A 23,649-nucleotide genomic window follows, 5' to 3' on the forward strand; every position below is an offset into this window, starting at 1 on the left:
ATGACCGGTATCGATCCCGAGGTCCTGGCCCGTGCCACCGAAGAGGTACGCCGGGCCACCGGCGACCAGGTGATCGCGGACATGTTCCACCGGTCGATGGCGGAGAACCTGCCCGCCGTCGCCGAGCGGCTGCCGGACGGCACGACGTTTGTGCTGACCGGTGACATTCCGGCGATGTGGCTGCGTGACTCCGCCGCCCAGTTGCGGCCCTACCTGGTGCTGTGTGCCGACGACCCGGCGCTGCAGGACGTGCTGATCGGTGTGCTGCACCGCCAGCTCGAGTACATCGCGATCGACCCGTACGCCAACGCCTTCAACCGGGAGGCGAACGGCGCGGGTCACACCACCGACGAGACCGAGATGTCGCCGTGGGTGTGGGAACGCAAGTACGAGATCGACTCGCTGTGCTACCCGATCGAGCTCGCCTACCGGCTGTGGCGGATCACCGGACGCGACGACGTCATCGACGACCGCTTCCGGATCGCCGCGGCGGCCGCTCTGCAGGTGCTGGCGACCGAGGTGGATCACGAGGCGAATTCGCCGTACCGGTTCCAGCGGCACGACGACCGGCCGAGCGACTCGCTGATCCGCGGCGGGCTCGGGCAGCCGACCCGGCCGACCGGGATGTCATGGAGCGCTTTCCGGCCCAGCGACGACGCCACCGAGCACGGCTTCAACGTGCCGGGCAACATGTTCGCGTCGGTCGTCCTCGGTTATCTGGAGGCGATCGCGACCGAGGTGCTCGGCGATACCGATCTGGCCGACCGGGCCAAGGAACTGAAGGCCGGGATCGACGAAGGCATCGCGCGCTTCGGTACGGTCGACCACCCGTCGCTCGGCCGGGTCTACGCCTACGAGGTGGACGGTACGGGGGAGCGGTTGCTGATGGACGACGCGAACATGCCGAGTCTGCTGTCCGCGCCGATGACCGGATTCGCCGCGGCCGACGACCCGACGTACCTGGCGACCCGGTCACTGCTGCTCAGCCCGGAGAACCCGTACTACTACAGCGGCCGGTACGGCGCCGGAATCGGCAGTCCGCACACCCCGCCGGACCACATCTGGCCGATCGCGCTGGCCGTCCAGGGCCTGACCAGCACCTCGGCTGAGGAGCGGCAGCAACTGCTCGAACTGCTCCGCGACACCACCGGCGGGACGGGGCAGATGCACGAGTCGTTCCACACCGACGACCCGGCCAACTACACCCGCGAGTGGTTCTCCTGGGCGAACGCGATGTTCTGCGAGCTCTGCCTCAGCCACGCGGGCCGTACCCTCGGCTGACCCTGGCGACCTCACGCCGCCGGGCGGTCAGGCCAGCCCGGCGTCGTGGGCCAGCAGCGCGAGCTGGGTGCGATTGCCCAGCTCGAGCTTGGCCAGGATGTGCGAGATGTGCGCCTTCACCGTGGCCACGCTCATGAACAACTCGGCGGCGATCTCCGCGTTCGCCTTGCCGCCGGCGACGGCGAGCATCACGTCGTACTCGCGTGGTGACAGCCGCGAGAGCGCTTCCCGAGCCTGGGTATGAGCGTCGGCCTGGGTGGCTGCCTGGTCCATCAGCCGCCGGGTGATCGCGGGCGACAGGATCGGGTCACCCGCCGCGACCCGGCAAACCGCCTCGACGATCTGCGCGGGTGGGGTGTCCTTGAGCAGGAAACCGCTCGCTCCGGCGCGCAACGCGTGCAGCACGTTCTCGTCGGTGTCGAAGGTGGTCAGCACGACGACCTCGGGCGGATTCGGCCTGGCTCGCAACCGCCGCGTCGCGAGAATTCCGTCCACGCGCGGCATCCGCAGGTCCATCAGCACGAGGTCGGGGAAGTGCGCGTCGACCGCCGCCGGTACCTCGTCGCCATCGGCTGCCTGGGCCACCACGGCGATGCCGTTGGCGCCGTCCAGCATCATCTCCAGACTCGCCCGCACCAACGCGTCGTCGTCCACGACCAGTACCCGGATCGTCTCGCTCATGCCGGCCACGGTAGCGAGGCGCGCAGCCAGTAGTCGCCGTCGGCCGACTTCCCGTGATCCAGCGTGCCGCCGGCCAGGTGGACGCGTTCGGTCAGTCCGACCAGTCCGGTGCCGCTCCCGGGGGTCAGTGATTCGCCGTACCCGCTCGGGTTGGTCAGCTCGATGCGCAGCGATTCTCCCGGTCCGCCGTCGACGACCAGCGTGACCGGTTCCCCGGCCGCATGCTTGCGTGCGTTGGTGAGCCCTTCCTGCACCACCCGGTACGCCGTCCGCCCGGTTGCCGGTGGCAACGAATCCGGGGCGGCGACGGATTCGGCGTACCGGATGTCGGCGCCCGCGTCGCGGGACTCGGCGACGAGGCCGGCCAGGTCGCCGAAGGTCGGTTGCGGGCGTCCGCCGGGAAGGTCGTCGACCTCACTGTCCCGCAACACGCTGATCACTTCGCGCAGCTCGTCCAGCGCCTGATGGACGCCGGTGCGGATCACTCCGGCCGCCTGGGCGAGCTGCTGCGGCGAGGAGTCCGGCCGGTACTCCAGCGCACCGGCGTACGTCGCGAGCAGGGACAGCCGATGAGCGAGTACGTCGTGCATCTCGCGAGCCATCTTGGTCCGCTCCAGTGTGCGTGCTTCGGCGACCCGGCGGCCTTGCTCTGCCTCGGCTCGGAGAGCGCGTTCTCGCAGCGAGCCGAGTAGTTGCCGGCGGGCCTGGGTCCATTGACCCCAGCCGAGCAGCGCGGCGTGCACGGCGACGTCGAGGACGGAGTACCAGAGCAGACTCAGGCCATCGATGGGGCGCCAGAGACCCTGGACGAAATGGCCGACAACTCCGGCGAAGGCAACGAGGGCGGCTGTTCCGAGTGGGCGGCGCTGGGCCACGGTCAAGGTGCCGACCGTCGCCGGTGGAGTGGCGGCGGGGGAGAGGGCCGCCAACGCGGCTTGGGCCAGAGCGCCGGTGACCGGGTGACGGCGCAGTACCAGGATGAGGCCGCAGGCAACGATGCCGACTGCGATGTCGAAGATCAGCCAGCCGGATCGCAGATTGCCCGACTGTCGGCCGATGAGCGTCATCGCCGACAGTGCTCCGATGGCGCCGACGGCGATCACATCGGCCCAGCGCTCACGACGGGACCGGCCGCAGTTCTCCTCCATGCCGCCGAGACTAGGCGGGGTGGCTGCTCTCCACCACCGACCAAAGTCTGTACCGCACCGACTTGCGGAGAGGTCGTCCCAGCCGCCCGGCCGATGCGCCGGATCGCGCTCTCTCGGAGTCTTGCCGCATGACGATCACCACGAGCAGCCCCACCCGCATCGCCGGTCGCAGCCGACTGGCAGTCGTAGGACTCACCGCCGTCACCTCCGTGGCCTGGTGGGTCGTCCTCACCAAGGTCTTCGGGATCGATCTGGCCGCCAAGCAGGGCTCCATCATCCAGGTCGGCGCGATCTCGGTCCTGGTCGCCGCCATCGCCATGGCGTTCGCCGGCTGGGCCCTGCTGGCCATTCTCGAGCACAACACCCTTGCCGCGCGCAGAGCCTGGACGATCACGGCGTCCATCTGCTGCGTCCTGTCGCTCGGCAGTCCGCTCTCCGGCGGCATCGGCACCGGAGCGAAACTCGGACTTGCCTCCCTGCACCTCCTGGTGGGTACCGTCGTAATCCTCGGTCTCCGCCGTACCGCTCTCTCCACCGCCGCCCGCTGCACTCCCTCAGGGATCTCGAAGTGACCCAATGGCCCGGCTACCAAGCCACCAAGCGCACGTTGATCAGCACCCTGTCCGGCACGGTCCTCGAGATCGGCGCCGGCCGGGGCGCCAACCTCCCGCTGCTCCCGGCCTGTCTGGACTGGACCGGCCTCGAGCCCCACGCCCGCACCCGCCGAGCGTTGACCAAGGCAGCAGAGAGGTCGCAGCACGAAAGCACCGGCGGCCGGCAGGTGCTGGCCGGCCGGGCCGAGGAGATTCCGTTGCCAACGGCAAGTATTGACGTCGTGCTGTCGACAGCGGTGCTCTGTTCGGTGGACGACGTCGGCGCAGTACTGACCGAGATCCGCCGCGTACTACGCCCCGGTGGCCGCTTCGTCTTCCTCGAGCACGTGGCAGCGCCGCGAGAGAGCGGTCTCTTCCGGCTTCAACGCGCCATCGCCCCGATCACGCGCGTGGTCGACCGCGGCTGCGACCCCAGCCGCGACCTAGCCCCGGCGATCGCAGCAGCCTTCTCCGAAGTCCACCTGGACCGCCACACCGCCTCCGGCCTGCTCAAGATCTCGTTCATCGCAGGAACGGCCCGCGCCTAGCGCAGCTGAGCCGCCCGGTAGAACCCCTCGATGTGCGCCGTGATCAGCGCGGCCGCCTGATCGCCCTCGCCCGAACGGATCGCTCCCACGATCGACCGATGCTCGGCTCGCAGGCCGACCGCTGTCGCGTCCCAGTCCGCCAGATTGGGTACGGCGGCCAGCACATACCCGTGAATCGCCGTCCGCAACGACGACATCACCGCTGCGATCAGTACATTGCCCGCCAGTGCGGACAACGCCACATGGAACTCCGCATCGAGCAAATGGAACTCCTCCGGCGAGAGCTCCGGAGCATCCATCCGCTCGAGCAGTTCCTCTGCGGTCTCCAACCCACCGCTCGCCGGATCGCTGCCGCCCACTTGGCGAGCTGCCTCGCGCGCGGTCCACGACTCGAGCAGCACGCGCGTCTGCACGATGTCGCCCATCGGCAGGTGATCGGTGGCGAGATGCAGCCGCAGCAACGCGGTCAACGGCGCCGCCGGTTCCGCGACGATCACCGCGCCCGCCTCCGGTCCGGACCCGGTCGCCGTCCGCACGATGCCCATTGCCTCCAGCACCCGCACGGCTTCCCGCACCGACGGCCTGCTGATCCCGAGTTGCTCCGCCAGGGAGCGCTCTCCCGGCAGTCGCCCGCCGAGCCGCAACCGGCCCGCCGCGAGATCGGCCTCGACCCGGTGCAGTACCAGTTCGTAGTTCTTCACGGAGGTGAGTCTAGCCCTGTGGTCGGACCACAGACTATGCTGTGGTCCGACCACACAGTTCACCTGCCGAGGGACGCCGATGACCGACCGCCAGATACCCCGCTGGTCCGAGCTCAAGCCGCTGCTGCGGGCCAAGCCGGTCACCCTGAACTCGACCGACCGCCGGTTGGGGAGAGCGCTCACCATCGCCGACCTGCGCGCGATAGCCAAGCGCCGTACGCCGCGCTCGGTCTTCGACTACACCGACGGCGCCGCGGAGTCCGAGATCAGCCTGGCCCGGGCGCGCCGGTTGTTCGGCGAGATGGAGCTGCAGCCGTCGATCCTGCGCGACGTCTCCGCGATCGACCTGGGTACGTCGATCCTCGGCCGGCGCTCGGAGTTGCCGTTCGCCTTCGCGCCGACGGGGTTCACCCGGATGATGAACCACGAGGGCGAGAGCGCCGTGGTCAAGGTCGCCCAGGACGCCGGTATCCCGTACGCGCTCTCCACGATGGGCACCACGTCGATCGAGGACGTCGCCGCGGCCGGACCGGACGCGCGCAAGTGGTTTCAGCTTTACGTCTGGAAGGACCGCGAGGCGGGCGAGGATCTGGTCAAGCGGTCAGCTGCTGCCGGCTACGAGGCGCTGATGCTGACAGTCGACGTACCGGTCGCCGGTGCGCGCCTGCGCGATGTGCGCAACGGGTTCACCATCCCGCCGTCGCTGACGGCCAAGACGGTCCTCGATGCCTCGATGCATCCGGCCTGGTGGGCGAACCTGCTCACCACCCGCCCGCTGACCTTCGCATCCCTGTCCAGCTGGGACGGCACGGTCGCCGAGCTGCTCAACCAGCTCTTCGACCCGACGATGACCATCGACGATCTCACCTGGCTCCGCTCGATCTGGGACGGGCCGCTCATCATCAAGGGCATTCAGACCGTCGACGACGCCCGCCGGGTGGTCGACGCGGGCGCCGACGCGATCGTCCTGTCCAACCACGGAGGCCGCCAGCTCGACCGGGCTCCCACTCCGCTCCGCATCCTGCCGGAGGTGCGCAAAGCCGTCGGCGCCGACGCCGAGGTCTACCTGGACACCGGCATCATGAGCGGCGCCGACATCGTCGCCGCTCTGGCTCTGGGCGCCGACGCCTGCCTGATCGGCCGCGCCTACCTCTACGGACTGATGGCCGGTGGTCAGAAGGGCGTAGCCAAGGCCACCGAGATCCTCACCGCCGAGGTCCGCCGGACCATGGCTCTACTGGGAGCCGCCACCACAGCCGAGCTGAACCCCGCGCACGTCCGGCTGCCGTGACCGACGCTCAGTACTTCACCTTGTAGATGCTCTCTTCGTAGCTCTTGCCGTAGTACTTCTCCAGCTCGGACAGTTCAGCGTCCTTGCGATCCAGTGCCTTGGCGATCTCGGCGCGGCTCGGCATGGCCTCCGGCGTCCAGGTCTCCGGCTTCCAGAGCTGCGAACGCAGGAACGCCTTCGAACAGTGGTGGAAGATCTCGTCGATCTCGACCAGCAGCGCGAGCTGCGGCCGGTTGCCCTTGACGATCATGTCGTCGAAGAACGGCGCTTCCTTGACGATCCGGGCCCGGCCGTTGATCCGCAACGTCTCGCCGCGGCCCGGAATCAGGTAGATCAGGCCGACCTGCGGGTTGCTGACCAGGTTGAGGAAGCCGTCGATCCGCCGGTTGCCGGCGCGTTCGGGAATCGCGATCGTGCTGTCGTCGAGCACCTTGGTGAAGCCGGCCGGGTCACCCTTGGGGGAGACGTCGCAACTGCCGTCGGCGGCCGAGGTGGCGATCAGGCAGAACTGCGAATGGGCCAGCCATTCCTTGTCGAGCTCGTGCAGCTCCTTGCGGACCTTGTCGACGACGGCTTGGTTCGGCCACGGAACCACCTCGCGCAGTTGCTCTTCCGAGGTGATCTCGACCAGTCCGGGGATCTCCATCAGGCGGCTCGCTCCTCTGCCAGTGACGGCTCGATCGCCTGGCCGGCGGACCGCGTCCGTGCTGCCCATCGTACGGCGGGACCAGTTCCCATACTGGTCCCCAGGAAGAGTGCTCCGACGATCATCCAGCCGACGGGACCCCAGCCCAGTACCAGCGTCGTCAGCAGCGCAGGACCCAACATCCTTGCCACTGCAGGGCCCGTACCGAAGAAGCCCTGGTACTGCCCCTGCTTGTCGGCAGGTGCCAGGCCGAAGCTGATCTCCCAGGCGCCAGAGGCCAGCTTCATCTCACCGAAGGTCAACAGAGCCGCAGCGACAGCCAGTACTCCGGCTGCGGCGGCGGGCGCCATACCGACAGCGGAGAGGGCGAACACTCCGCAAGCGGCCAGCATCGCGACCCCGGCGAAGCGGACGGAGCGGGTCGCCGTACGGAGGTCGGTGACGCTGCGAGCGACCCGCACCTGGAAGAGGGTGACGCCGACGGTGTTGACGACCAGCAGCGCGGCGACCACCCAGCCGGGGGCGTTGGTGCGCTCGACGATCCACAGCGGCACGACCAGGCTCAACAGCGGCATGAACATCAGCATCACCGCGTTGAGTAACGCCAGTACGGCGTACGGGCGGTCGTGCAGTACGGCCAGACGTGGCTCACCGGCGACTCGGAACGGCACTGCCTTGACCGTGGGCACTCGACGGATCAGCCCGGCGGCGACCAGGAAGCTGGCTGCGTCGATCGCAAAGACCGTCAGGTACGCCGTTGCAGTGTCGAAGTGCAACGCGATGCCGCCGAGCGCGGCGCCGACGGCGAGACCGGCGTTGACCGTGGCCTGGAGGAAGGCGCGGATGCGGGTGCGCTCGGCAGGCTTGACCAGGCCGGCCAGCAGAGCTTGCCGCGCGGCGGTGAGCCCGGTATGGCTGGTCGCGTAGGCGATCGCCGCGATCAGGAAGAGCGGAAAGCTGCGCACGAACAGGAACGAGCCGACCGAGATCGCGGTCGACAGGGCCAGTAGGGTCGCAACCCCGCGCGGCCCCTTGCGGTCGGCGAGGCTGCCGAGCGGAACGCCGGTCAGGAAGCCGACCAGCCAGGCGATGGTGAGGCCGAGTCCGACCTGCGCGGTGGAGAGGCCGACGACGCGCGTGAAGAAGAGCGCGGAGGTGACGATGAACGCGCCGTCACCGACCGAGTTGGCCAGCTGCGCGAACGCGAGTTTGCGGGCGGTGGGGGTCATAGCGGTTCTCCTCGGCTCTTGGTACTCCGAGCCTAGGAGCCTGGCGGCCCAGCGGTGAGGTCCATTTCTGATGCTCTTCGGTGGGCCAATCGCTGCTGGTAGTCATCGCCTACAGCTATCGCCCGCTGCGACCCACGGTGTCGCACTTACGTGGACGGCCGCGGGGCCGCTTCCCGCGACGACCACTCGGCCGTCGCCCTCGGCTAACCACCGACCAGTCGGCCGTCATCCTCGACTGACCACCGACCACCGCTGTCGTCCTCGACTGACCACCGCCGTCGCCCTCGCTGACGGCCGCTCAGCGGCCATAGCCCATTGCTCCGTCAGGAGGGTTCGACGCGCCCTGGTCGCGCGCGCTTTCGCGGCAACCAGGGCTGCGTCGACCTGGTGACGTCAGGGCTTGATCGCGAGGCCCGCGACGATCAGGCGCTGCCAGTCGGTCAGTTCGTCGTCCAGCGGCTCGTCGGGACGCCACTCGGCGCAGGCCACGATGCCGGGCTCGACCAGCTCGAGGCCGTCGAAGAGCGCCAGGATCTCGTCGTCGGTGCGCCACCGGCCCCGGCCGAACGACGCCTGCAGCACATTTTCGATCTCGACACTGCGCGGATCGTTCAGGCTGCGGAAGTGGCTGATGAACACGTAGCTGCCGCTCGGAATCTTGTCGACCCAGTACTGCACCAGCGACGCCGGGTCCTCGTCGTCGTTGAGGTGGTGCAGGATCGCGCTGAGGATGATCGCGACCGGCTTGCCGAAGTCGATCAGCGCGCGCGTGGCGGGGTTGTCGTAGATCTCTTTCCCGTCGCGCAGATCGGCCTGCAGCACGGTGGTGTTCTCGTTCTCCTCCAGCAGCGCGCGGCCGTGCGCGAGCACGATCGGGTCGTTGTCGACGTAGACGACCTTGGCCTCGGGGTCGTGGCGCTGGGCGATCTGGTGCACGTTCTCGGCGGTCGGCAGACCGGAGCCGAGATCGACGAACTGCTTGATCCGGTGCTCGGTGACCAGTTGGCGCACCACCCGGATCAGGGTCGCCCGATTGTCGGTCGCGATCACCGGCGCGCCGGGCAGGTTGTTGATGATCTGGTCGCCGACCGCGCGGTCGGCGGCGTAGTTGTCCTTGCCGCCGAGGATGTAGTCGTAGGCGCGAGCAATGCTCGGGACAGTGGTGTCGATTTCCTGGGCGGCGGTCTGTCCCGTGGTTGCCGCGTCGCTTTCTGCCATCCTGAAGTCCTTTTCGAGGTTCGTGTTGTCGCGGTCACACTATGCGAAAGACGGACCTCGCGCTGCCTCTGAGCCGCTCTCCGGAGCACCGAACTGGGCCACGCGATTCCGGCTGCCGAAGATCGCCGGTGCCGAATCGGAAAATTGGCCTGTGGACAACCGCGGATCGGTGTGGAATCGACTGCACATTCTAGGTATGACGTATTCCGACCTCCCCGCGAACTGGCTCGATCTCCCACTCACCGACCCCACCCTGGCAGCCGATGTCGTCGACCTCTACGTCTCCGTCGGTGACCGCCGGCAGGGCGTCCTGTCAGCCCTGCTCTGCGATTCCGGAGCGCGCTTCCTCGCAGCCATCCACCTGGACCTCCCCGAGCGAGCCCCGCTCACATCACCCAAGTCCTGCGCCAAAGCTCTGGCCCCACTCATCCCCGCCCTGCAACTCCGCCCCGACGGAGCCCTGCTGCTGGCGCTCGGCCGCCCCACCCGCGACCCGACCTCGGACCGAGCCTGGCTCGAAGCCGCCCGCAAAACCTGCGAAACAGCATCGATCCACCTGCTCGCCTTCTACATCGCCACGCCCACCCACCTCTACGTCCCGTCCCTGCCCGTCACTCCAGATGCTTCGCCTTCACCTGCAGCGCCTCCGCTCGCGCCGAAGCGCGCCGTCGATGAATCCCAACCCGTTGCTCCTCCATCTGCCCCGGAAGAAGAGCCCGTCGCCCAACGCGCCAGTCCGTCGGGCAGCAGATGATGCGCCTCGGGAGTTGAGGAGGCGGTCGCCGAGCGTCGGTCCGTGAGTCCGTGAGTCCGTGAGTCAGTGAGTCCGTGAGTCCGTCGGTCCGTGGGTCCGTCAGTCCGTGGGTCCGTCAGTCCGTGGGTCCGTCGGTTCGTGGGTCTTGGGTCCGTCGGTCCGCGAGTGCGGCACTTTGGGCCGACGGAATTGTCGCCGAGCGTCGATCCCGGGAGTCGTGAGCGCTGCACCTTGGCGCCCGCTGACGGTCGGTTCAGCGGACGCCGCGGGGGCGGAACTGGATACTGATCCGAGGGCCGATGTGGCCGGAGGACTTGGGGATGGCGTGTTCCCAGGTGCGTTGGCAACTGCCGCCCATGACGATCAGGTCGCCGTGGCCCAGGGGATAGCGGATGGTCGAGCTGACTGGTCCGCTGGACCCGCCGGGTTTCGGGCGCAGGGCGAGAACGCGGGGTTCGCCGACCGACAGGATGGCAACCATGGTGTCCTGGCGGCTTCCGCGACCGATTTTGTCTCCGTGCCAGGCAACACTGTCGCGGCCGTCGCGGTAGTAGCACAGACCTGCTGTCCGGAACGGTTCGCCGAGTTCGTCCGCATAGTGCTCACTCAGCAGGTCACGCGCTTCGTCGAGGATCGGCAGTGGCAGATCCTCGGTCTCACCGTAGAAACACAGCAGTCTCGGCACGTCGACCACCCGGTCGTACATCTGCCGGCGTTCCTCATGCCACGGCACATCGGCAGCCAGCCGCTCGTAGACCTGATCCGCACCGGTCAGCCACTGTGGCAGCACGTCGATCCACGCGCCTTGGCTCAGCTCCGTCCGCCGGACGCCGTCGAGCGATCCCAGCGCGGGATCCTCGAACGCATCCAGCAAGGAGGCCTGAAGGTCAGCACCCATACCGCCACTATACCCCGACAATCGAACATATGTTCCCCAGGAGGCTGAGGTCACCAGCAGTAAACGAGCAGCGGCACCGGAACACCGCCGTGCCGGCTCTCCAATGCGGGCGCCTCGACCCAGTCCAGCCCAACCATGCGCGGGCAGACACAGTCGAGTTCGTCGAGCCCGAGTCGCGGCTCACCCGCACCGACCTCGACCCGGAACACTGTGGTCATCCCCGACGGATACGGCACCCGCGCCACCTCACGCGCCGCCGTCACCTCCAGCCCGACCTCCTCCAGCACCTCCCGCCGCACTGCGACCAGCGCATCCTCGCCGGCTTCGATCCCTCCGCCGGGAAGCGTCCAGTACTCCGGTCCGTCATGCTGCCCCGGCCGGGTCTGCACCGGTTCGCGAACCATCAGAACCCGGCTACCCCGCTGAATCACCGCTGCCACCCGCACACGCTCGCCCATAGGAGACACCCTGACAGGCGCCATCGACATCAACCTGAGAACGCTTGGCGGTCAACGTCCGCTGATGCTCAATGCTGAGCAGCACCGGCAGGCGGGCCATCGACGTCGAGAAGCGTGGCCCGTTGATCACCACCATGGTGCCGTCGTCGGTGACGCGGACGCGGTGACTTCGGCACTGCGTGCCGCCGACCTTGGGCACCGGTGCCGCCGATGGTGTGACGTCAAGGACAGTCTGTTCGGCGGTTCATGCGCCGACGAGCACATCGCGTCTGCTTCCCGCGGGTCCCAGCGTCCGCACTCGACCGCAGCGCCGCCGTACCCGTGCCGTCGCGCCGTCGTACCTGCGGTGATGCCGTACTCGCCGTGCCGTCGATACCCGCGGCGATGCCGTATCCGCCGTACCCGCGGCGATGCCGCACTTACTGTGCCGCCGTTTGGGCGGTGATGCCGTGCCCGGCGTATGGGCGGTGCCGCCGTATCCATATCCGTACCCGCCGTGCCGCCATACCCGCTGTACCCGCGGCGCCGCCGCGTCCGACGTGCCGCCGCACGGTCGCCGAGCGCGCGAGATCCTCCGCCTCGACGCTCACCGAGATCGGCGCGCCGGAGGCAGAGGATGTGATTGTGTCGCCGACGTGCCGACGTGCCGACGTGCCGACGTGCCGACGTGCCGACGTGCCGACGTGCCGACGTGCCGACGTGCCGACGTGCCGACGTGCCGACGTGCCGACGTGCCGACGTGCCGACGTGCCGACGTGCCGACGTGCCGACGTGCCGGCCTGCCGGGTTCTCGTGTCAGCGCGCGTCGTGCTGCAACGCCGGGGCTGCATCGTCGGCGTGGCCTCGGTGGCAAGGCGCGGAGGGGGTTGAAGCAGACGTATCTTTCCGATCTATCCGGAGAGGAGTTCGGACTCCGCATCCGGGAACCAGCAAGCTGGTTGCTGTCGTCCGGGTGCCGCGGCAGCAGGCGGTCGTGCGGCAAGGGCTCCATGCCGAGTGCTCGTGCTGTAATTCGCGCGCAGTGGGGCGCGTGGGCACGTAGCCTTCAGTGGGTGGATCTGCAGACTCTGATGGACCGGTTCGGCTCCAGTGGTGCTCGGGCGATCGATGTCGGGTTCTCCGGCGCGATAGTTGTCCGGCTGGAGCGTGGTGGAGAAGTCCTTTACTACAAGGCCGGTCCGGATGTCGCCGCTGAAGCTGATCGGCTTGCCTGGCTAGGTACGACCGACATCCCGTGCCCGCGGATTGTCGATCGTGGCGAGAACGAGAGCGGCGAGTGGATGCTCACCACGGAGTTGGGCGGGCGAGATGCGTCCCAGCCTTGGCCGGCCGCGGAGCGTCCCGCGGTACTGGCTGCGATGGCCGACGGGATCAAGCGGCTTCATGCGCTGAGTGAATGCCCGTTCGATTCGCCGTATCCGGGGTCACGGGAGGCCGTGACGCACGGCGACTACTGCGCTCCGAACGTCTTCGTCGACCCGGCGACCCTCCGCTTCAGCGGCCTGCTCGATCTCAGCCGCCTCGGCTTTGGGAACCGGTACGTCGATTTCGCCTTGATGCACAGGAGTCTCGCCGGAACTCTCAATCCCCAGTACGGCGGACTGCCCGCGGCGCGCGACTTCGTAGTACGGGCGGGTGGCGACCCCGATGACCCGCAACTCGCGCACTTCGTCGAACTGGGCACCTCAGGTCTCTACTGATCGGCACCGAACAAAGGAGAAACATGTCGGACGACGCCGTACTGGTGGCTGACCTCAGCGAATTCCTCGCCTGATCGCGATGGAGCGCCGACGACCGCCTGGCAATGCAGGCGAACGAGAGATGCTCACCGGCTGGCTGGACTGGCAGCGAAACACAGTGCGGCTGAAATGTCAGGGGTTGTCGGAGGATCAAGTACGCAGGGCGCCGCTGCCGGCCTCACCACGGATGACGATCGCGACAGTCGTCGCCCACCTGTGCTGGGTGGAGCTCGCCTGGTTCGAGGTCAGTTTCCTCGGCGCGTGTCACCTGGCGACTCAAGACCCGCTGGAGCTTCCGACCCCGCCGGCTACTCCACTCGCCGTGCTGCTGGACGAGTACGACGCCCAGTGTGTCCGATCCCGCGAGATAGTCGCCGCCCGCGATCTTGACGAGATCGAAGCCTGGGCCCCAGCCGGCCTGGAGCTGGTCTCCCTGCGCTGGATCGTGAACCATCTGCTGGAAGAAACAGCCCGGCACCTCGGTCACCTGGACACCCTTCGCGAGCTGACCCACGACACCACCAACTACTGACCTCTAACCAGCAAAGGGACAGCCAACCCCATCAGCTGACGCAGAACTCGTTGCCCTCCGGATCTTGCAGTACGACGTAGTACTCCGGGTCGGCCGGGTTGTCGTCCCGGATCTCGTGCTGGACGCTGGCGCCCAGCGTCAACAGTTCTGCGACCTTGGCGTCGACCAGTTCGATCCGGCGTTGCTGGGTCAGCGAGTTGTCGCGGCCGGTGGGGTAGAGATCGAGGTGGAGACGGTTCTTGCCCGCCTTGCCTTCCGGCACGTGCTGGAACCAGATCGCCGGACCCAGCCCGGCGGGGTCGAAGAGGCGATCGGGGAAGGTAGAGCGGTCACCAAGCCGGCCGCGGTAGTGCTCCCACCAGGTCGTGGCCACCTCGCTGGGCGGCGTCGGCTGGTAGCCGAGAGCCTGTTGCCAGAAGCGTCCCAGCTTCTCCGGGTCGTTCGCGTCGATCGTCAGTTGCCAGAAGACCATCCGCAAACGCTAACCCGCTTGATCCTCAACCTTCTCCCGAGGTGGCAGACACCGGTGCACAGCCGGCCGGACTTGCTGCCGCTGACGTGATGCAGCGCGCCGGTGGCACGGGAAGCCGCCAGCGGAGGATCGAAGAATGGAGGAGACTGCGAGGACGATCGGACGACGGAGTCGGAGGAAACGATGGCGCGCCTGGTGATTCGCAACTGCTCCGTACTGGTGGTGCCGCCGGCGGGGGAGTGCCGGGTCGACGAGTACCAGGACATCGTGATCGAGGACGGGGTGATCGACGAGGTGATGCCGTCCGGCGCTTTCACCGGCGAGGCCGGGGTCGAGGAGGTCGACGCGAGCGGGCTGATCGCCGTACCGGGGCTGGTCAACTCGCACACGCACAGCCCGATGGTGATGATGCGAGGTGCGGCCGAGGACGTCTCGATCGACGACTGGTTCAACCGCAGGATCTGGCCGATGGAGACGAACCTGACACCTGAGCGGGTCAAGGCCGGGGCCCGGCTCGCGTGTGCGGAGATGCTGCTTGCCGGCGTCACCACCTTCGTCGACCACTATTTCCATGCCGACCAGATCGCCGCCGCCGCACTGGAGCTGGGAATCCGGGCCGATCTCGCACCGACCTTCTTCTCCTCCGCCGGAGCGGACGGACGCGAAGCGGCGTACGACGCGGCGCGGGCGATACGCGCTCTGGGCGCCGCAGCGGACGAGTACCCGAGAATCACCGCGAGTCTCGGCCCGCACGCCCCCTACACGGTCACCGACGAAGACCTCACCCGTACTGCGGAAGTCGCCCGCGCCGAGGGGTTCCGGATCCATCTTCACGCCGCCGAGACCGAGGACCAGACCCGTTCGTCGCAGGAACGCTTCGGCGCGACCCCGATCGAGATCCTCGAGCGGACCGGCGTACTGCGAGCCGGCGTCCTGATCGCCCACGGCTGCAGCCTCACCGACTCCGACCTCTCGATCCTCACCGCTCAGGCCGAACGATCCCGCCGGTCCGACCAGCCCGGCGGCCTGTTCGACCAGCCAGGCCCGTTCGACCAGCCAGGCCCGTTCAATCAGTCGGACCAGTCCAACCCGTTCGACCAAGCCGGACGGACAACGGTCGCCGCGTGCCTCAAGGTCTACCTGAAACTCGCGATGGGCTCGACCACACCCGTCAAGCAGCTCCAGCAAGCCGGTGTCCCGGTCGGCGTCGGCACCGACGGAGCCGCCGTTCACAACACCCTCGACGTCTGGGAATCCCTTCGCCTGCTGGCCTTGACGCAGAAACAACGCGAACAGGACGCCGAGTGGATGACCGTCTCGGACACCCTCCGCCTGGCCACCCGAGGCGGCGCCGCGGCAGCCGGCCGGCCCGACTCCATCGGCGCGATCGAACCAGGCCGTCGCGCCGACATCGCGCTGGTCGATCTCTCCGGTCCGCACTGCCAGCCACTGCACGATCCTCGCGCCGCCCTGGTCTACTCGACCCGCGCCTCGGACGTCGTCACGGTAGTTGTCGATGGCAACATAGTCGTCAGGGACCGCCGGCTCCTCACCGCCGATCTCGACGAGATCCTCGCCGAAGCCAGGGCGGTCGCCCACACCCTGGTCGACCTGTCCCGCGGCGGCGCAGTACAGCACTACGCGCCCTGATCGCAGGCAGTGCCGCGCGGCGGGTGAGGATCTCGACACCCGGAGCGCAGGCGCCAAACAGAACAACTAAGGAGACCTCACGGATGACTGGTTCCGCACCGAAGTCCACTCTGTCCGGCTGGGTCAAGGCGCCCTTCTCCGGCGCCGGACTCACCTATGACTGCTACGAGAAGGGCAGCGGACCCGGCGTCGTACTGATTCCGGAGATCCCGGGCATCACCCCCGCGGTGCTGGGGCTGGCCGATCACCTGATCGACGAGGGGTTCACCGTGGTGATCCCGTCGCCGTTCGGTACGCCGGGGAAGGAAGAGACGGCCGGCTACACGGTGGGTGTGCTGGCGCGGATGTGCGTGACGGCGGAGTTCCGGGCGTTCGCGCTGAAGGCCGAGCGGCCGATCACGGCGTACCTGAGAGCCGTCGCGGCCGCACTGGCCGCCCGTACGCCGGGGCGCGGGGTCGGCGTGATCGGGATGTGCTTCACCGGCGGTTTCGCACTCGCGACCGCGGTCGAGCCGAGTGTGGTGGCGCCGGTCATGAGCCAGCCTTCGACCCCGTTCCCCGTCTCCGCGAGTCGCCGCGGTGACCCGGGGATGTCAGCACAGGAGCTGGCGCGGATCGTCGAGCGGACGCGGACCGACGGGTTGTGCGTGCTCGGCCTGCGGTTCAGCGGCGATCGGCTGGCGCCGGCCGATCGTTTCGCCACTCTGCGCGAGCACCTGGGCGAGGCGTTCGAGGTGATCGAACTCGACTCCGGTCCCGGCAACGCCGGTGGGTTCAACCGGAGCGCGCACAGCGTACTGACCCGGGAGCTGCGCGAAACGCCGGGAAATCCCGCGCTCGCTGCCAGGGCGCGGACGGTCGCCTTCCTCCGCGAGCACCTCCACCCGACGAAGCAGTAACTTCACCCAGGGTGTCCGAAGTGTTAAGGGAGTGTGTGGAATTCGTCCCCTGAGATTCGCCGCGATTTCGCTGGGAACAGTGCAGGCGAAGTTGAGATCGGGGGTGGTTTGCGATACCCGGTAGAGCCGAATCGTTGCTCTGCGCAAGGCGAGTTCAGCCGTGCGTGACGCTTGCCGATTCGGACTGGTCGCGCCCCCTTCCGGCATGGCACGATCGGCCACCGGGGGAGACACATCATCAGGGGGCGAACGGATGGCGAAGGCCAAGCGGGCGAGTGACCGGAGCGCGAACGACATGGTGGGCAACGGACCGGCACGCAACGGACAGAACGGCCGTGCACCACTGACCGTCCGGAACGGCCACGCGCCCAGCGGTGCGGCACCGACCGGCGCCGCAACCACTGGCAACGGACCCAACGCTCCCGGACCCAACGGACCTGGACCCGGCTCCGACGTACCAGCGGGCCCCGGCACGCGACCAGGCCGTCTCGTCCCACCGGACCCCGTACGACCGGCAGCCCCGGCCCCCGAGCCGTCCCGTCCGTCAGGATTCGGTACGCCGGTCAAGGTAGACGAGATCGCCCTGGCCGCGATCGCCTTGTCCGAAGGCCTGATCGCCGCAACTCGCAGCCTCCCCGAGTCGGTCGCCTCACGCCAGCTCCGCCGGGATCTCGACCGAGCGGCTGACACCTTCCGTGCCGTCGCCGGTGAGCTGGAAACGACCGCCGGCAACCTGATCCGCCTGGCCGCGGCCGAAGGACAGACCTGCGGCGTCACCTGGGGTCTGTGCGAGGACCATGGCCTGACCCTGATGGCTGTCGGTGAAGTCGTCACCTGCCACGTTCTCGGTTGCTATCGCGAGCAGCAGTCCGTCATCGAGCGCTGCACCCAGCCGGTCGCGTACCGCGTCGTCGACGTGGCCGGTCCGGCGTTGCTGACCTGCGCCGGCCACGCCATCGCTTGCCGCCTGCACCTCGACGGCGCCGTGATCACCCTTGCCACGGACAGCCTGGAACTCCTCTGATCCGACCAGCCGGCAGTAGCGACCTCGAACACCACCTGGTGACCTTGAACAAGTCATAGCCTGTCCGAGGTCGCCACTTCTTGTCCGAGGTCGCCACTGCCTGTCCGAGGTCGCCGGTTCCCGGCGCGGGTTACTGGATCCGGCAGGAGGTCAGCTGGTCGTTCGCGTTGGGGGACAGGGCAACGAAGTTCGCCGTGTCGGCCGTCCGGGTCCACGACTGCCCGGTGAAGTTGTCCTCGGCGTAGATGGTGACCGACCAGCCGGCCGGGATCTTCACCGACGAAGCCCAGTTGTCCTGTACGCCGGCCGCGGCCAGCTGCGCCCGCGTGTAGTTGCCCTTGGCAAGCGTCTGCCCGGCGGCGCCGCCGTAGTCGATGTGCTGGTAGAAGATCACCCCGCCGGAGCCCTGGTTCGGCATCGGCTGGGTCGGCCGGTTCGCGGTCAGTGGGAGCTGTCCCTTGAACATCCGCCCACCATCGTTGGTGAGCCGCAGATAGTAGTCCGACGAGCACGGCGTACCGTCCTCGTCGAGGGCGCGGATCCCTGACCCGTTGGGGATCCAGGCCGGCGTCTCGGCCGTCTTGCCGATCTGGTTGCCCTCGTTGTACTCGTCGAACATCGAGATGTACATGCCCTGCACACCGACCCGGGTGAGGTTGTAGAACTGCCGCCACATCAGGTCACCGTGCCGGCGATGCCCGGACTGCAGGTCACCGGGGATCACACACGGCTGATAGTCGATCCCGTGCGCGTTGCAGTCGGCCTGGTCCTGCTGGTTCACGTTGGCGTAGTAGTGATCCGCGCCGGCCACGTCCTGGATCCGCCCGACCATCCACGGCGAGAGCATGTTGAACGCGTGGTACACGTCGAGGTAGCCCGCTCGGGAGTCCTCCACCCCGCGCCGCCAGTGCGTCGGTACGCCGCCGATCACGTAGCAGCCCTGGCCCTTGAACCAGTTCACGACGTCCAGGCAGACCGAGGCCGGCCAGGTCTTGTTGGGTTCGTTGAAACCGAAGCCCCAGATGCAGACCACCGGTTTGCCGTTCTGCTTCGCGTACATCGGGGAGCTGGTGTACGCCCGCATCTTGTTGATCCAGTCGGTCTTCATCTCCGACTGCATGTTCTGCCAGTCGGTGGCGTCGTACATGATGTAGAACTTGCGCCCGTACTGCTCGGCGGCCTGGCGCACCTTCACCGCCATCGCGTCGCGGGTGGGGCCTTCGCCGCCGGTCGGGTTGAACCGCTGCAGAGCGGCCGTGTCGCAGCCGTGCTGCTGCATCCACTGGAAGTGCGTGTCGACGGTCTGCTGGTCGTACGACGAGAAGAGCTTGGCCGGCTGGCCGTTCCCGAGGTTCGAGTACGCCGTCTGGTAGGTGGCCGTGTAGTCGCGGACGTCCGGCCAGCTGCCGAGCGCGTTGTTGCCGGGTGACGGCGGCTGGCCCCAGTTGCTGCTCCAGTGCCACCAGCCGTTGATCGGGGCACCGTCACCGGCGCAGGCGAACCAGCCCTGGTAGCCGACGGTGATCTTGCCGACCACGTCACCAGGCGGACTGGCAACGGGCGTAGCGGTGGTGGCGGAGCTGGTCAGAGCAGTGCCGACGGTGGTGCCGGCTGCTGCGGTCGCCGCGGAGGCAGCGATGAAAGTACGGCGTGACAAAGGCATGTGCAGGCTCCTGAAAGGGGGCGGACAGGACTGCGGAGAGTGGCGCGAGCGTACAAACGGCTGTCGCGGCGCGCAAGAGCGGATGCAAGATTTGAAGAAGCGCTTGCAATTTACAGACTGAAATCTCCCGAACACTCAGAAGAAACTTCATCGCAACATCTTGACGCCCGGCCTCCCTGTACTTAGTTTGTTGGCTCAACAGACAAAGTCTGTGACTGGCATCACAGCTCGCGATCGAACGAGCCGGATGCGTTCTCCTGTCGGGGGAGAAGGGGTGGGACTCATGACGCTGTCCGAAGGCAGCCGGCCGGGCAGCGGAATGGTCGCTGCCGATCACGTCTCGCTCCGGCGCAACAACCTGTCCGTCGTCCTGCGGCACGTGCGCGAAGCGGGTTCCCGCTCCCGCGCCCGGATCGCCGCGGAGACCGGTCTCAACAAGGCCACCGTCAGCAGTCTGGTGGCCGAGCTGGTGGATCGTGGGCTGCTTCGCGAAGGCCAGGCCGAAGCCGGCGCGCTCGGCCGCCCCGGGCAGCTCGTCGAGCTCGACGGCAGCGGCATCTGCGGGGTCGGCGCCGAGATCAACGTCGACTACCTCGCCGTCACGGCCCTCGACCTCGGCGGCGAGACCGTCACCGAACGCCGCGTTCCCCTCGACGTCGCCCATCTCGCCCCTGCCACGACGCTGGACCAGCTCGCCGAGCTGATCCGCGAATCGGTGGCGGCAGTGCTGGCCCGTGGCGGCCAGGTCGCCGGCGTCACGCTGGCCGTGCCCGGCCTGGTCCAGAGCGTTACCGGCCTGCTCAAGCTCGCGCCGAACCTGGGCTGGGCGGAAGTGCCCGTGGTCGAGGAGATGCGCGAGCGGCTCGGCAGCCCGGCGTACCCGGTGCGGGTGGACAACGAGGCGAACCTCGCGGCGCTCGCGGCGTACTCCGAGATGAAGGCCGCGGCCGACCCGGACGCCGAACGGGTCCAGGACATCGTGCTGCTGACCGGCGCCGTAGGTGTCGGTGGCGGCATGGTCACCGATGGGCACCTGCTGCGCGGCGGACGCGGGTTCAGCGGCGAGGTCGGGCACATGCCCGTCGCCCCCGCCGGCGGGATCTGCGGCTGTGGCCGGACCGGCTGCTGGGAGACCGTCGTCGGCCTGACCGCCCTGCTGAACAAGGCGACCGACCCGGACGACCCGGTGCGCGATCCGTCGCTGGACGTCGAGCAGCGGCTGGCCGAGATCACTCGGCGCGCGGAGGCGGGTGGCACCAGGACACTGCGGGCGCTGGCCGACGTCGGCGCCTGGCTAGGCATCGGCGGAGCGGTCCTGGTGAACATCCTGAACCCGGACGTACTGGTGCTGGGCGGCTACTTCGCCGTTCTCGGACCGTGGCTGAAAGAGCCGCTGGAGAACGCGATCCGTGATCGCGTGATCGCGCCCGAAGGCGGCGGCTGCCGGGTCGTCCAGTCCGAACTCGGCTTCACCGCCGCCGTTCGCGGCGGCGCACAGATCTCACTGGATCAGGTTTTCCTCGACCCGACACTGGTCGGTCGCGACGCGGCGGGAGTAGCGCAATGACGGAGTACGAGGTGCCGGCCGGCGGCGAGGAGCTGTTCCGGATGACCGGCATCGTGAAGGAGTTCCCCGGCGTCCGGGCCCTGGACGGCGTCGACCTGGACATCCGGCGAGGCGAGGTGCACTGCCTGCTCGGCCAGAACGGCGCCGGCAAGTCGACGCTGATCCGCGTGCTCACTGGCGCGCACAAGCCCGACGCCGGCACCATCCGGGTGAACGGCAGCCTGGTCTCGCTCAACACCCCGGCGGACTCGATGCGGCTCGGCATCGCCGCCATCTACCAGGAACTGGACCTGGTTCCCGACCTGACCGTGGCCGAGAACATCTTTCTCGGCCACGAGCCGGCCCGCTACGGCCTGACCCGCCGGCACGAGGCGAACACCAAGGCGCGCGAACTGCTCGAAGGCCTCGGCCACGGCGAGATCCCACCGGGCCGGACCGTCGGGCTGCTGTCCGCGGCCGGCCAGCAGGTGGTGAGCATGGCCAGAGCCCTGTCGCGGGAGGCCCGGCTGATCGTGATGGACGAGCCCTCCGCGGTGCTCGACTCCGAAGAGGTCGACAACCTGTTCCGGGTGATCCGCGACCTCACCTCCCAAGGTGTCGCGATCGTCTACATCTCCCACCGGCTGGAGGAGATCCGCGAGATCGGCGACCGGGTCACCGTGCTCAAGGACGGCGCCACCGTGGCCACCGGCCTCGACGCCCGGGACACCCCGACCGCCGAACTGATCCGGCTGATGACCGGCCGCTCGATCGAGTACGTCTTCCCGCCGCGGGTCGAGCCGGACGGCACCGCGCCGGTGGTGCTCGAGGTCGAGAACCTGTCCCGGCCGCGGGAGTTCGCCGACATCAGCTTCAGCGTCCGGGCCGGCGAGATCGTCGGACTGACCGGTCTGGTCGGGTCGGGGCGGTCCGAAGTACTGGAGACCGTGTACGGCGCGCGCAGAGCGGCGACCGGGGCCGTCCGGGTGGACGGCAAGTTGCTCCGTCCCGGCCAGGTCCAGCAGGCCGTCAAGGCCGGGATCGGGCTGGCCCCGGAGGAGCGCAAGAGCCAGGCGCTGCTGCTGGACGAGGCCGTCTACAAGAACATCACCGTGTCGAGCATGGGCCGCTTCGCCAGCGGAGGATTCCTCAACGCCCAGGCCGAGCGGAAGGCCGCGGAGGAGCTGACCAAGGCGCTCGACGTGCGCCCGGCGGGAGTGGAGCATCCGGTCCGCAACCTGTCCGGTGGCAACCAGCAGAAGGTCGTACTGGCGCGCTGGCTGTTGCGGGAGTGCCGGGTACTGCTGCTGGACGAGCCGACCCGGGGCGTGGACGTCGGCGCGCGGTCCGAGATCTACGCGCTGGTCCGGAAACTGGCCGCCAGTGGTGTCGCGATCGTGCTGGTCTCCAGCGAGGTCGAGGAAGTGCTCGGTCTGGCCGACCGGGTCGTGGTGATGCGGGAGGGGCGGGCCGTGCACACGGGACCCGCGCAGGACATCGACGAACACCAGGTGCTCGACCTGGTGATGGAAGGAAGTGCCGTGTGATGAGTGAGGAAGTCGCACGATCGGAGGGAACCCTGCAGGACGATCCGCCGAAGGGCCAGGCGATGGTCGAGGTCGATCCGGCCACGCCTCGCAGTGGCCGCGGCGGGGGACCGGGGACGAGCAGCGTCCTCGGCAGCCTGCTGAAGAGCGGGGCCGGCCGCAACATCGGCCTGGTGATCGCGCTGATCCTGCTCTGCATCGTCGGAGTCGCGACGGCGGGGGACCGGTTCGCGAGCACCGCGAACCTGCTGACCATCCTGCGGCTGGCCGCGGTGATCGGCGTGGTCAGCATCGGCATGACGTTCGTCATCACCGGGGGTGGCATCGACCTGTCGGTCGGCGCGCTGGTGGCGCTGGCGAGTGTCTGGGCGACCACGCTGGCGACCCAGCAGATGGCCGCCGACTACCACTGGATCTTCATGGTCTCGACCGCGATCCTGGTCGGCGCGGCCTGCGGCCTGGTGAACGGGCTACTTGTTGCCTACGGCAAGATAGTTCCGTTCATCGCGACCCTGGCGATGCTGGCCGGGGCGCGCGGGCTGGCCGAGATCCTGTCCGACCGCAGGACCCAGATCATCAGCGTGAACTCGTTCACCGACTTCTTCGGCGGCTCGCTGATCGGTGTCCCGGTGCTGGTCTGGATGTTCGTCGTGGTCGCCGCGGCCGGCTGGGTGCTGCTCAACCGGACCACCTTCGGCCGCCGGACCTTCGCCGTCGGTGGCAACGCCGAGGCGGCCCGGCTGGCCGGGATCAAGGTGCAGCGGCACACCGTCGCGCTCTACGTGCTGGGCGGGCTGTGCTGTGGCATCGCCGCGGTGATGCTGATGGCCCGGACGACGACCGGTAGCTCCACCCACGGTGGGCTGTACGAGCTGGACGCGATCGCGGCGGTGGTGATCGGCGGCACCCTGCTGTCCGGTGGCCGCGGCACGATCGTCGGCACCGTCTTCGGGGTGCTGATCTTCACCACCCTGAACAACGTCTTCACCCTGAACAACCTGAGCATCTCCGCCCAGTCGGTGGCGAAGGGCCTGATCATCGTGATCGCGGTCCTCCTCCAGCAACGCCTGGCCGCCCGCGCCACCGCGCCCTAATTGTAGTGAGCAGCAGCAGTACCCCTGTAGAGGTTCC

At 68.4% G+C, this 23,649-nt stretch carries 23 protein-coding genes; 13 read left to right on the forward strand and 10 right to left on the reverse strand.

Annotated features, from left to right (window positions below; all coding sequences use genetic code 11):
• A complete protein-coding gene (locus OX958_RS15035) occupies nt 1-1,281 on the forward strand; it encodes a glycoside hydrolase family 125 protein (RefSeq protein WP_270138217.1) in 1,281 nt (426 codons plus the stop codon).
• A gap of 27 nt (nt 1,282-1,308) precedes the next feature.
• Here OX958_RS15035 and OX958_RS15040 read toward each other — a convergent pair whose 3' ends face one another.
• Both OX958_RS15040 and OX958_RS15045 read right to left on the reverse strand, forming a co-directional pair.
• The gene (locus OX958_RS15040; RefSeq protein WP_270138219.1) at nt 1,309-1,962 is read right to left on the reverse strand and encodes a response regulator; all 654 of its coding nucleotides are present in this window, start codon (nt 1,960-1,962) and stop codon (nt 1,309-1,311) included.
• On the reverse strand, nt 1,959-3,110 hold the full coding sequence (locus OX958_RS15045) for a sensor histidine kinase (protein ID WP_270138221.1): 1,152 nt from the start codon (nt 3,108-3,110) through the stop codon (nt 1,959-1,961). Before OX958_RS15045 ends, OX958_RS15040 begins: the two co-directional genes overlap by 4 nt.
• 128 nt (nt 3,111-3,238) lie before the next feature.
• Between OX958_RS15045 and OX958_RS15050 the strand changes: the two genes are divergently transcribed.
• Entirely contained in the window at nt 3,239-3,682 is a 444-nt protein-coding gene (locus OX958_RS15050; RefSeq protein WP_270138223.1) for a DUF6069 family protein, read from the forward strand.
• A complete protein-coding gene (locus tag OX958_RS15055) occupies nt 3,679-4,251 on the forward strand; it encodes a class I SAM-dependent methyltransferase (RefSeq protein ID WP_270138225.1) in 573 nt (190 codons plus the stop codon). The genes OX958_RS15050 and OX958_RS15055 overlap by 4 nt, the downstream gene beginning before the upstream one ends.
• On the opposite strand, the gene OX958_RS15060 is transcribed toward OX958_RS15055, so the two are convergent.
• Nucleotides 4,248-4,952 carry a FadR/GntR family transcriptional regulator gene (locus tag OX958_RS15060; RefSeq protein ID WP_270138227.1) on the reverse strand — a complete coding sequence of 235 codons (705 nt, stop codon included), beginning with the start codon at nt 4,950-4,952 and terminating at the stop codon, nt 4,248-4,250. The genes OX958_RS15055 and OX958_RS15060 overlap by 4 nt on opposite strands.
• 79 nt (nt 4,953-5,031) lie before the next feature.
• Between OX958_RS15060 and OX958_RS15065 the strand changes: the two genes are divergently transcribed.
• A complete protein-coding gene (locus OX958_RS15065) occupies nt 5,032-6,243 on the forward strand; it encodes an alpha-hydroxy acid oxidase (RefSeq protein WP_270138228.1) in 1,212 nt (403 codons plus the stop codon).
• A gap of 7 nt (nt 6,244-6,250) precedes the next feature.
• On the opposite strand, the gene OX958_RS15070 is transcribed toward OX958_RS15065, so the two are convergent.
• From OX958_RS15070 to OX958_RS15080, 3 genes are all read right to left on the reverse strand, one after another.
• The gene (locus tag OX958_RS15070) at nt 6,251-6,889 is read right to left on the reverse strand and encodes a pyridoxamine 5'-phosphate oxidase family protein (RefSeq protein ID WP_270138230.1); all 639 of its coding nucleotides are present in this window, start codon (nt 6,887-6,889) and stop codon (nt 6,251-6,253) included.
• Nucleotides 6,889-8,118, reverse strand: coding sequence for an MFS transporter (locus tag OX958_RS15075; RefSeq protein WP_270138232.1), 1,230 nt, complete (start codon nt 8,116-8,118; stop codon nt 6,889-6,891). Before OX958_RS15075 ends, OX958_RS15070 begins: the two co-directional genes overlap by 1 nt.
• A 393-nt stretch (nt 8,119-8,511) precedes the next feature.
• A complete protein-coding gene (locus OX958_RS15080) occupies nt 8,512-9,336 on the reverse strand; it encodes an SAM-dependent methyltransferase (protein WP_270138234.1) in 825 nt (274 codons plus the stop codon).
• A gap of 196 nt (nt 9,337-9,532) precedes the next feature.
• Between OX958_RS15080 and OX958_RS15085 the strand changes: the two genes are divergently transcribed.
• Nucleotides 9,533-10,090, forward strand: coding sequence for a hypothetical protein (locus tag OX958_RS15085; protein WP_270138236.1), 558 nt, complete (start codon nt 9,533-9,535; stop codon nt 10,088-10,090).
• A 253-nt stretch (nt 10,091-10,343) separates the two neighbouring features.
• Here the strand turns inward: OX958_RS15085 and OX958_RS15090 are convergent, their stop codons facing one another.
• Together OX958_RS15090 and OX958_RS15095 are read right to left on the reverse strand one after the other, a co-directional pair.
• The gene (locus OX958_RS15090) at nt 10,344-10,988 is read right to left on the reverse strand and encodes an alpha-ketoglutarate-dependent dioxygenase AlkB (RefSeq protein ID WP_270138238.1); all 645 of its coding nucleotides are present in this window, start codon (nt 10,986-10,988) and stop codon (nt 10,344-10,346) included.
• A gap of 50 nt (nt 10,989-11,038) precedes the next feature.
• Nucleotides 11,039-11,446, reverse strand: coding sequence for an NUDIX hydrolase (locus OX958_RS15095; RefSeq protein ID WP_270138240.1), 408 nt, complete (start codon nt 11,444-11,446; stop codon nt 11,039-11,041).
• Between the two features lie 1,052 nt (nt 11,447-12,498).
• On the opposite strand from OX958_RS15095, the gene OX958_RS15100 reads away from it, so the two are divergent.
• A complete protein-coding gene (locus tag OX958_RS15100; protein WP_270138242.1) occupies nt 12,499-13,146 on the forward strand; it encodes a phosphotransferase in 648 nt (215 codons plus the stop codon).
• Between the two features lie 121 nt (nt 13,147-13,267).
• Nucleotides 13,268-13,717, forward strand: a complete 450-nt coding sequence (locus OX958_RS15105) for a DinB family protein (RefSeq protein WP_270139070.1) — start codon at nt 13,268-13,270, stop codon at nt 13,715-13,717.
• A gap of 31 nt (nt 13,718-13,748) precedes the next feature.
• On the opposite strand, the gene OX958_RS15110 is transcribed toward OX958_RS15105, so the two are convergent.
• Nucleotides 13,749-14,189: a VOC family protein gene (locus OX958_RS15110; RefSeq protein WP_270138244.1), complete on the reverse strand. Its 441-nt coding sequence runs from the start codon at nt 14,187-14,189 to the stop codon at nt 13,749-13,751.
• Between the two features lie 183 nt (nt 14,190-14,372).
• Between OX958_RS15110 and OX958_RS15115 the strand changes: the two genes are divergently transcribed.
• The 3 genes from OX958_RS15115 to OX958_RS15125 all read left to right on the forward strand — a co-directional run bounded on the left by OX958_RS15115 (nt 14,373) and on the right by OX958_RS15125 (nt 17,762).
• Complete coding sequence (locus OX958_RS15115; protein WP_270138246.1) at nt 14,373-15,839, forward strand: amidohydrolase; 1,467 nt, start codon at nt 14,373-14,375, stop codon at nt 15,837-15,839.
• Nucleotides 15,840-15,922: 83 nt separating this feature from the next.
• Nucleotides 15,923-16,738, forward strand: a complete 816-nt coding sequence (locus OX958_RS15120; protein WP_270138248.1) for a dienelactone hydrolase family protein — start codon at nt 15,923-15,925, stop codon at nt 16,736-16,738.
• A gap of 253 nt (nt 16,739-16,991) precedes the next feature.
• Nucleotides 16,992-17,762 carry a hypothetical protein gene (locus OX958_RS15125; protein WP_270138250.1) on the forward strand — a complete coding sequence of 257 codons (771 nt, stop codon included), beginning with the start codon at nt 16,992-16,994 and terminating at the stop codon, nt 17,760-17,762.
• A 130-nt stretch (nt 17,763-17,892) separates the two neighbouring features.
• On the opposite strand, the gene OX958_RS15130 is transcribed toward OX958_RS15125, so the two are convergent.
• Complete coding sequence (locus OX958_RS15130; RefSeq protein WP_270138252.1) at nt 17,893-19,425, reverse strand: glycoside hydrolase family 71/99-like protein; 1,533 nt, start codon at nt 19,423-19,425, stop codon at nt 17,893-17,895.
• 283 nt (nt 19,426-19,708) lie between these two features.
• Here OX958_RS15130 and OX958_RS15135 point away from each other — a divergent pair, with 283 nt between their 5' ends.
• From OX958_RS15135 to OX958_RS15145, 3 genes are read left to right on the forward strand one after another with little or no spacing between them, the layout of a single operon-like run.
• The gene (locus tag OX958_RS15135; protein WP_270138254.1) at nt 19,709-20,992 is read left to right on the forward strand and encodes an ROK family transcriptional regulator; all 1,284 of its coding nucleotides are present in this window, start codon (nt 19,709-19,711) and stop codon (nt 20,990-20,992) included.
• On the forward strand, nt 20,989-22,518 hold the full coding sequence (locus OX958_RS15140) for a sugar ABC transporter ATP-binding protein (RefSeq protein ID WP_270138256.1): 1,530 nt from the start codon (nt 20,989-20,991) through the stop codon (nt 22,516-22,518). The genes OX958_RS15135 and OX958_RS15140 overlap by 4 nt, the downstream gene beginning before the upstream one ends.
• Complete coding sequence (locus OX958_RS15145) at nt 22,518-23,612, forward strand: ABC transporter permease (RefSeq protein ID WP_270138258.1); 1,095 nt, start codon at nt 22,518-22,520, stop codon at nt 23,610-23,612. The genes OX958_RS15140 and OX958_RS15145 overlap by 1 nt, the downstream gene beginning before the upstream one ends.
• Nucleotides 23,613-23,649: the final 37 nt, after the last annotated feature.

The organism is Kribbella sp. CA-293567, assembly GCF_027627575.1.
Classification (GTDB): Bacteria; Actinomycetota; Actinomycetes; order Propionibacteriales; family Kribbellaceae; genus Kribbella.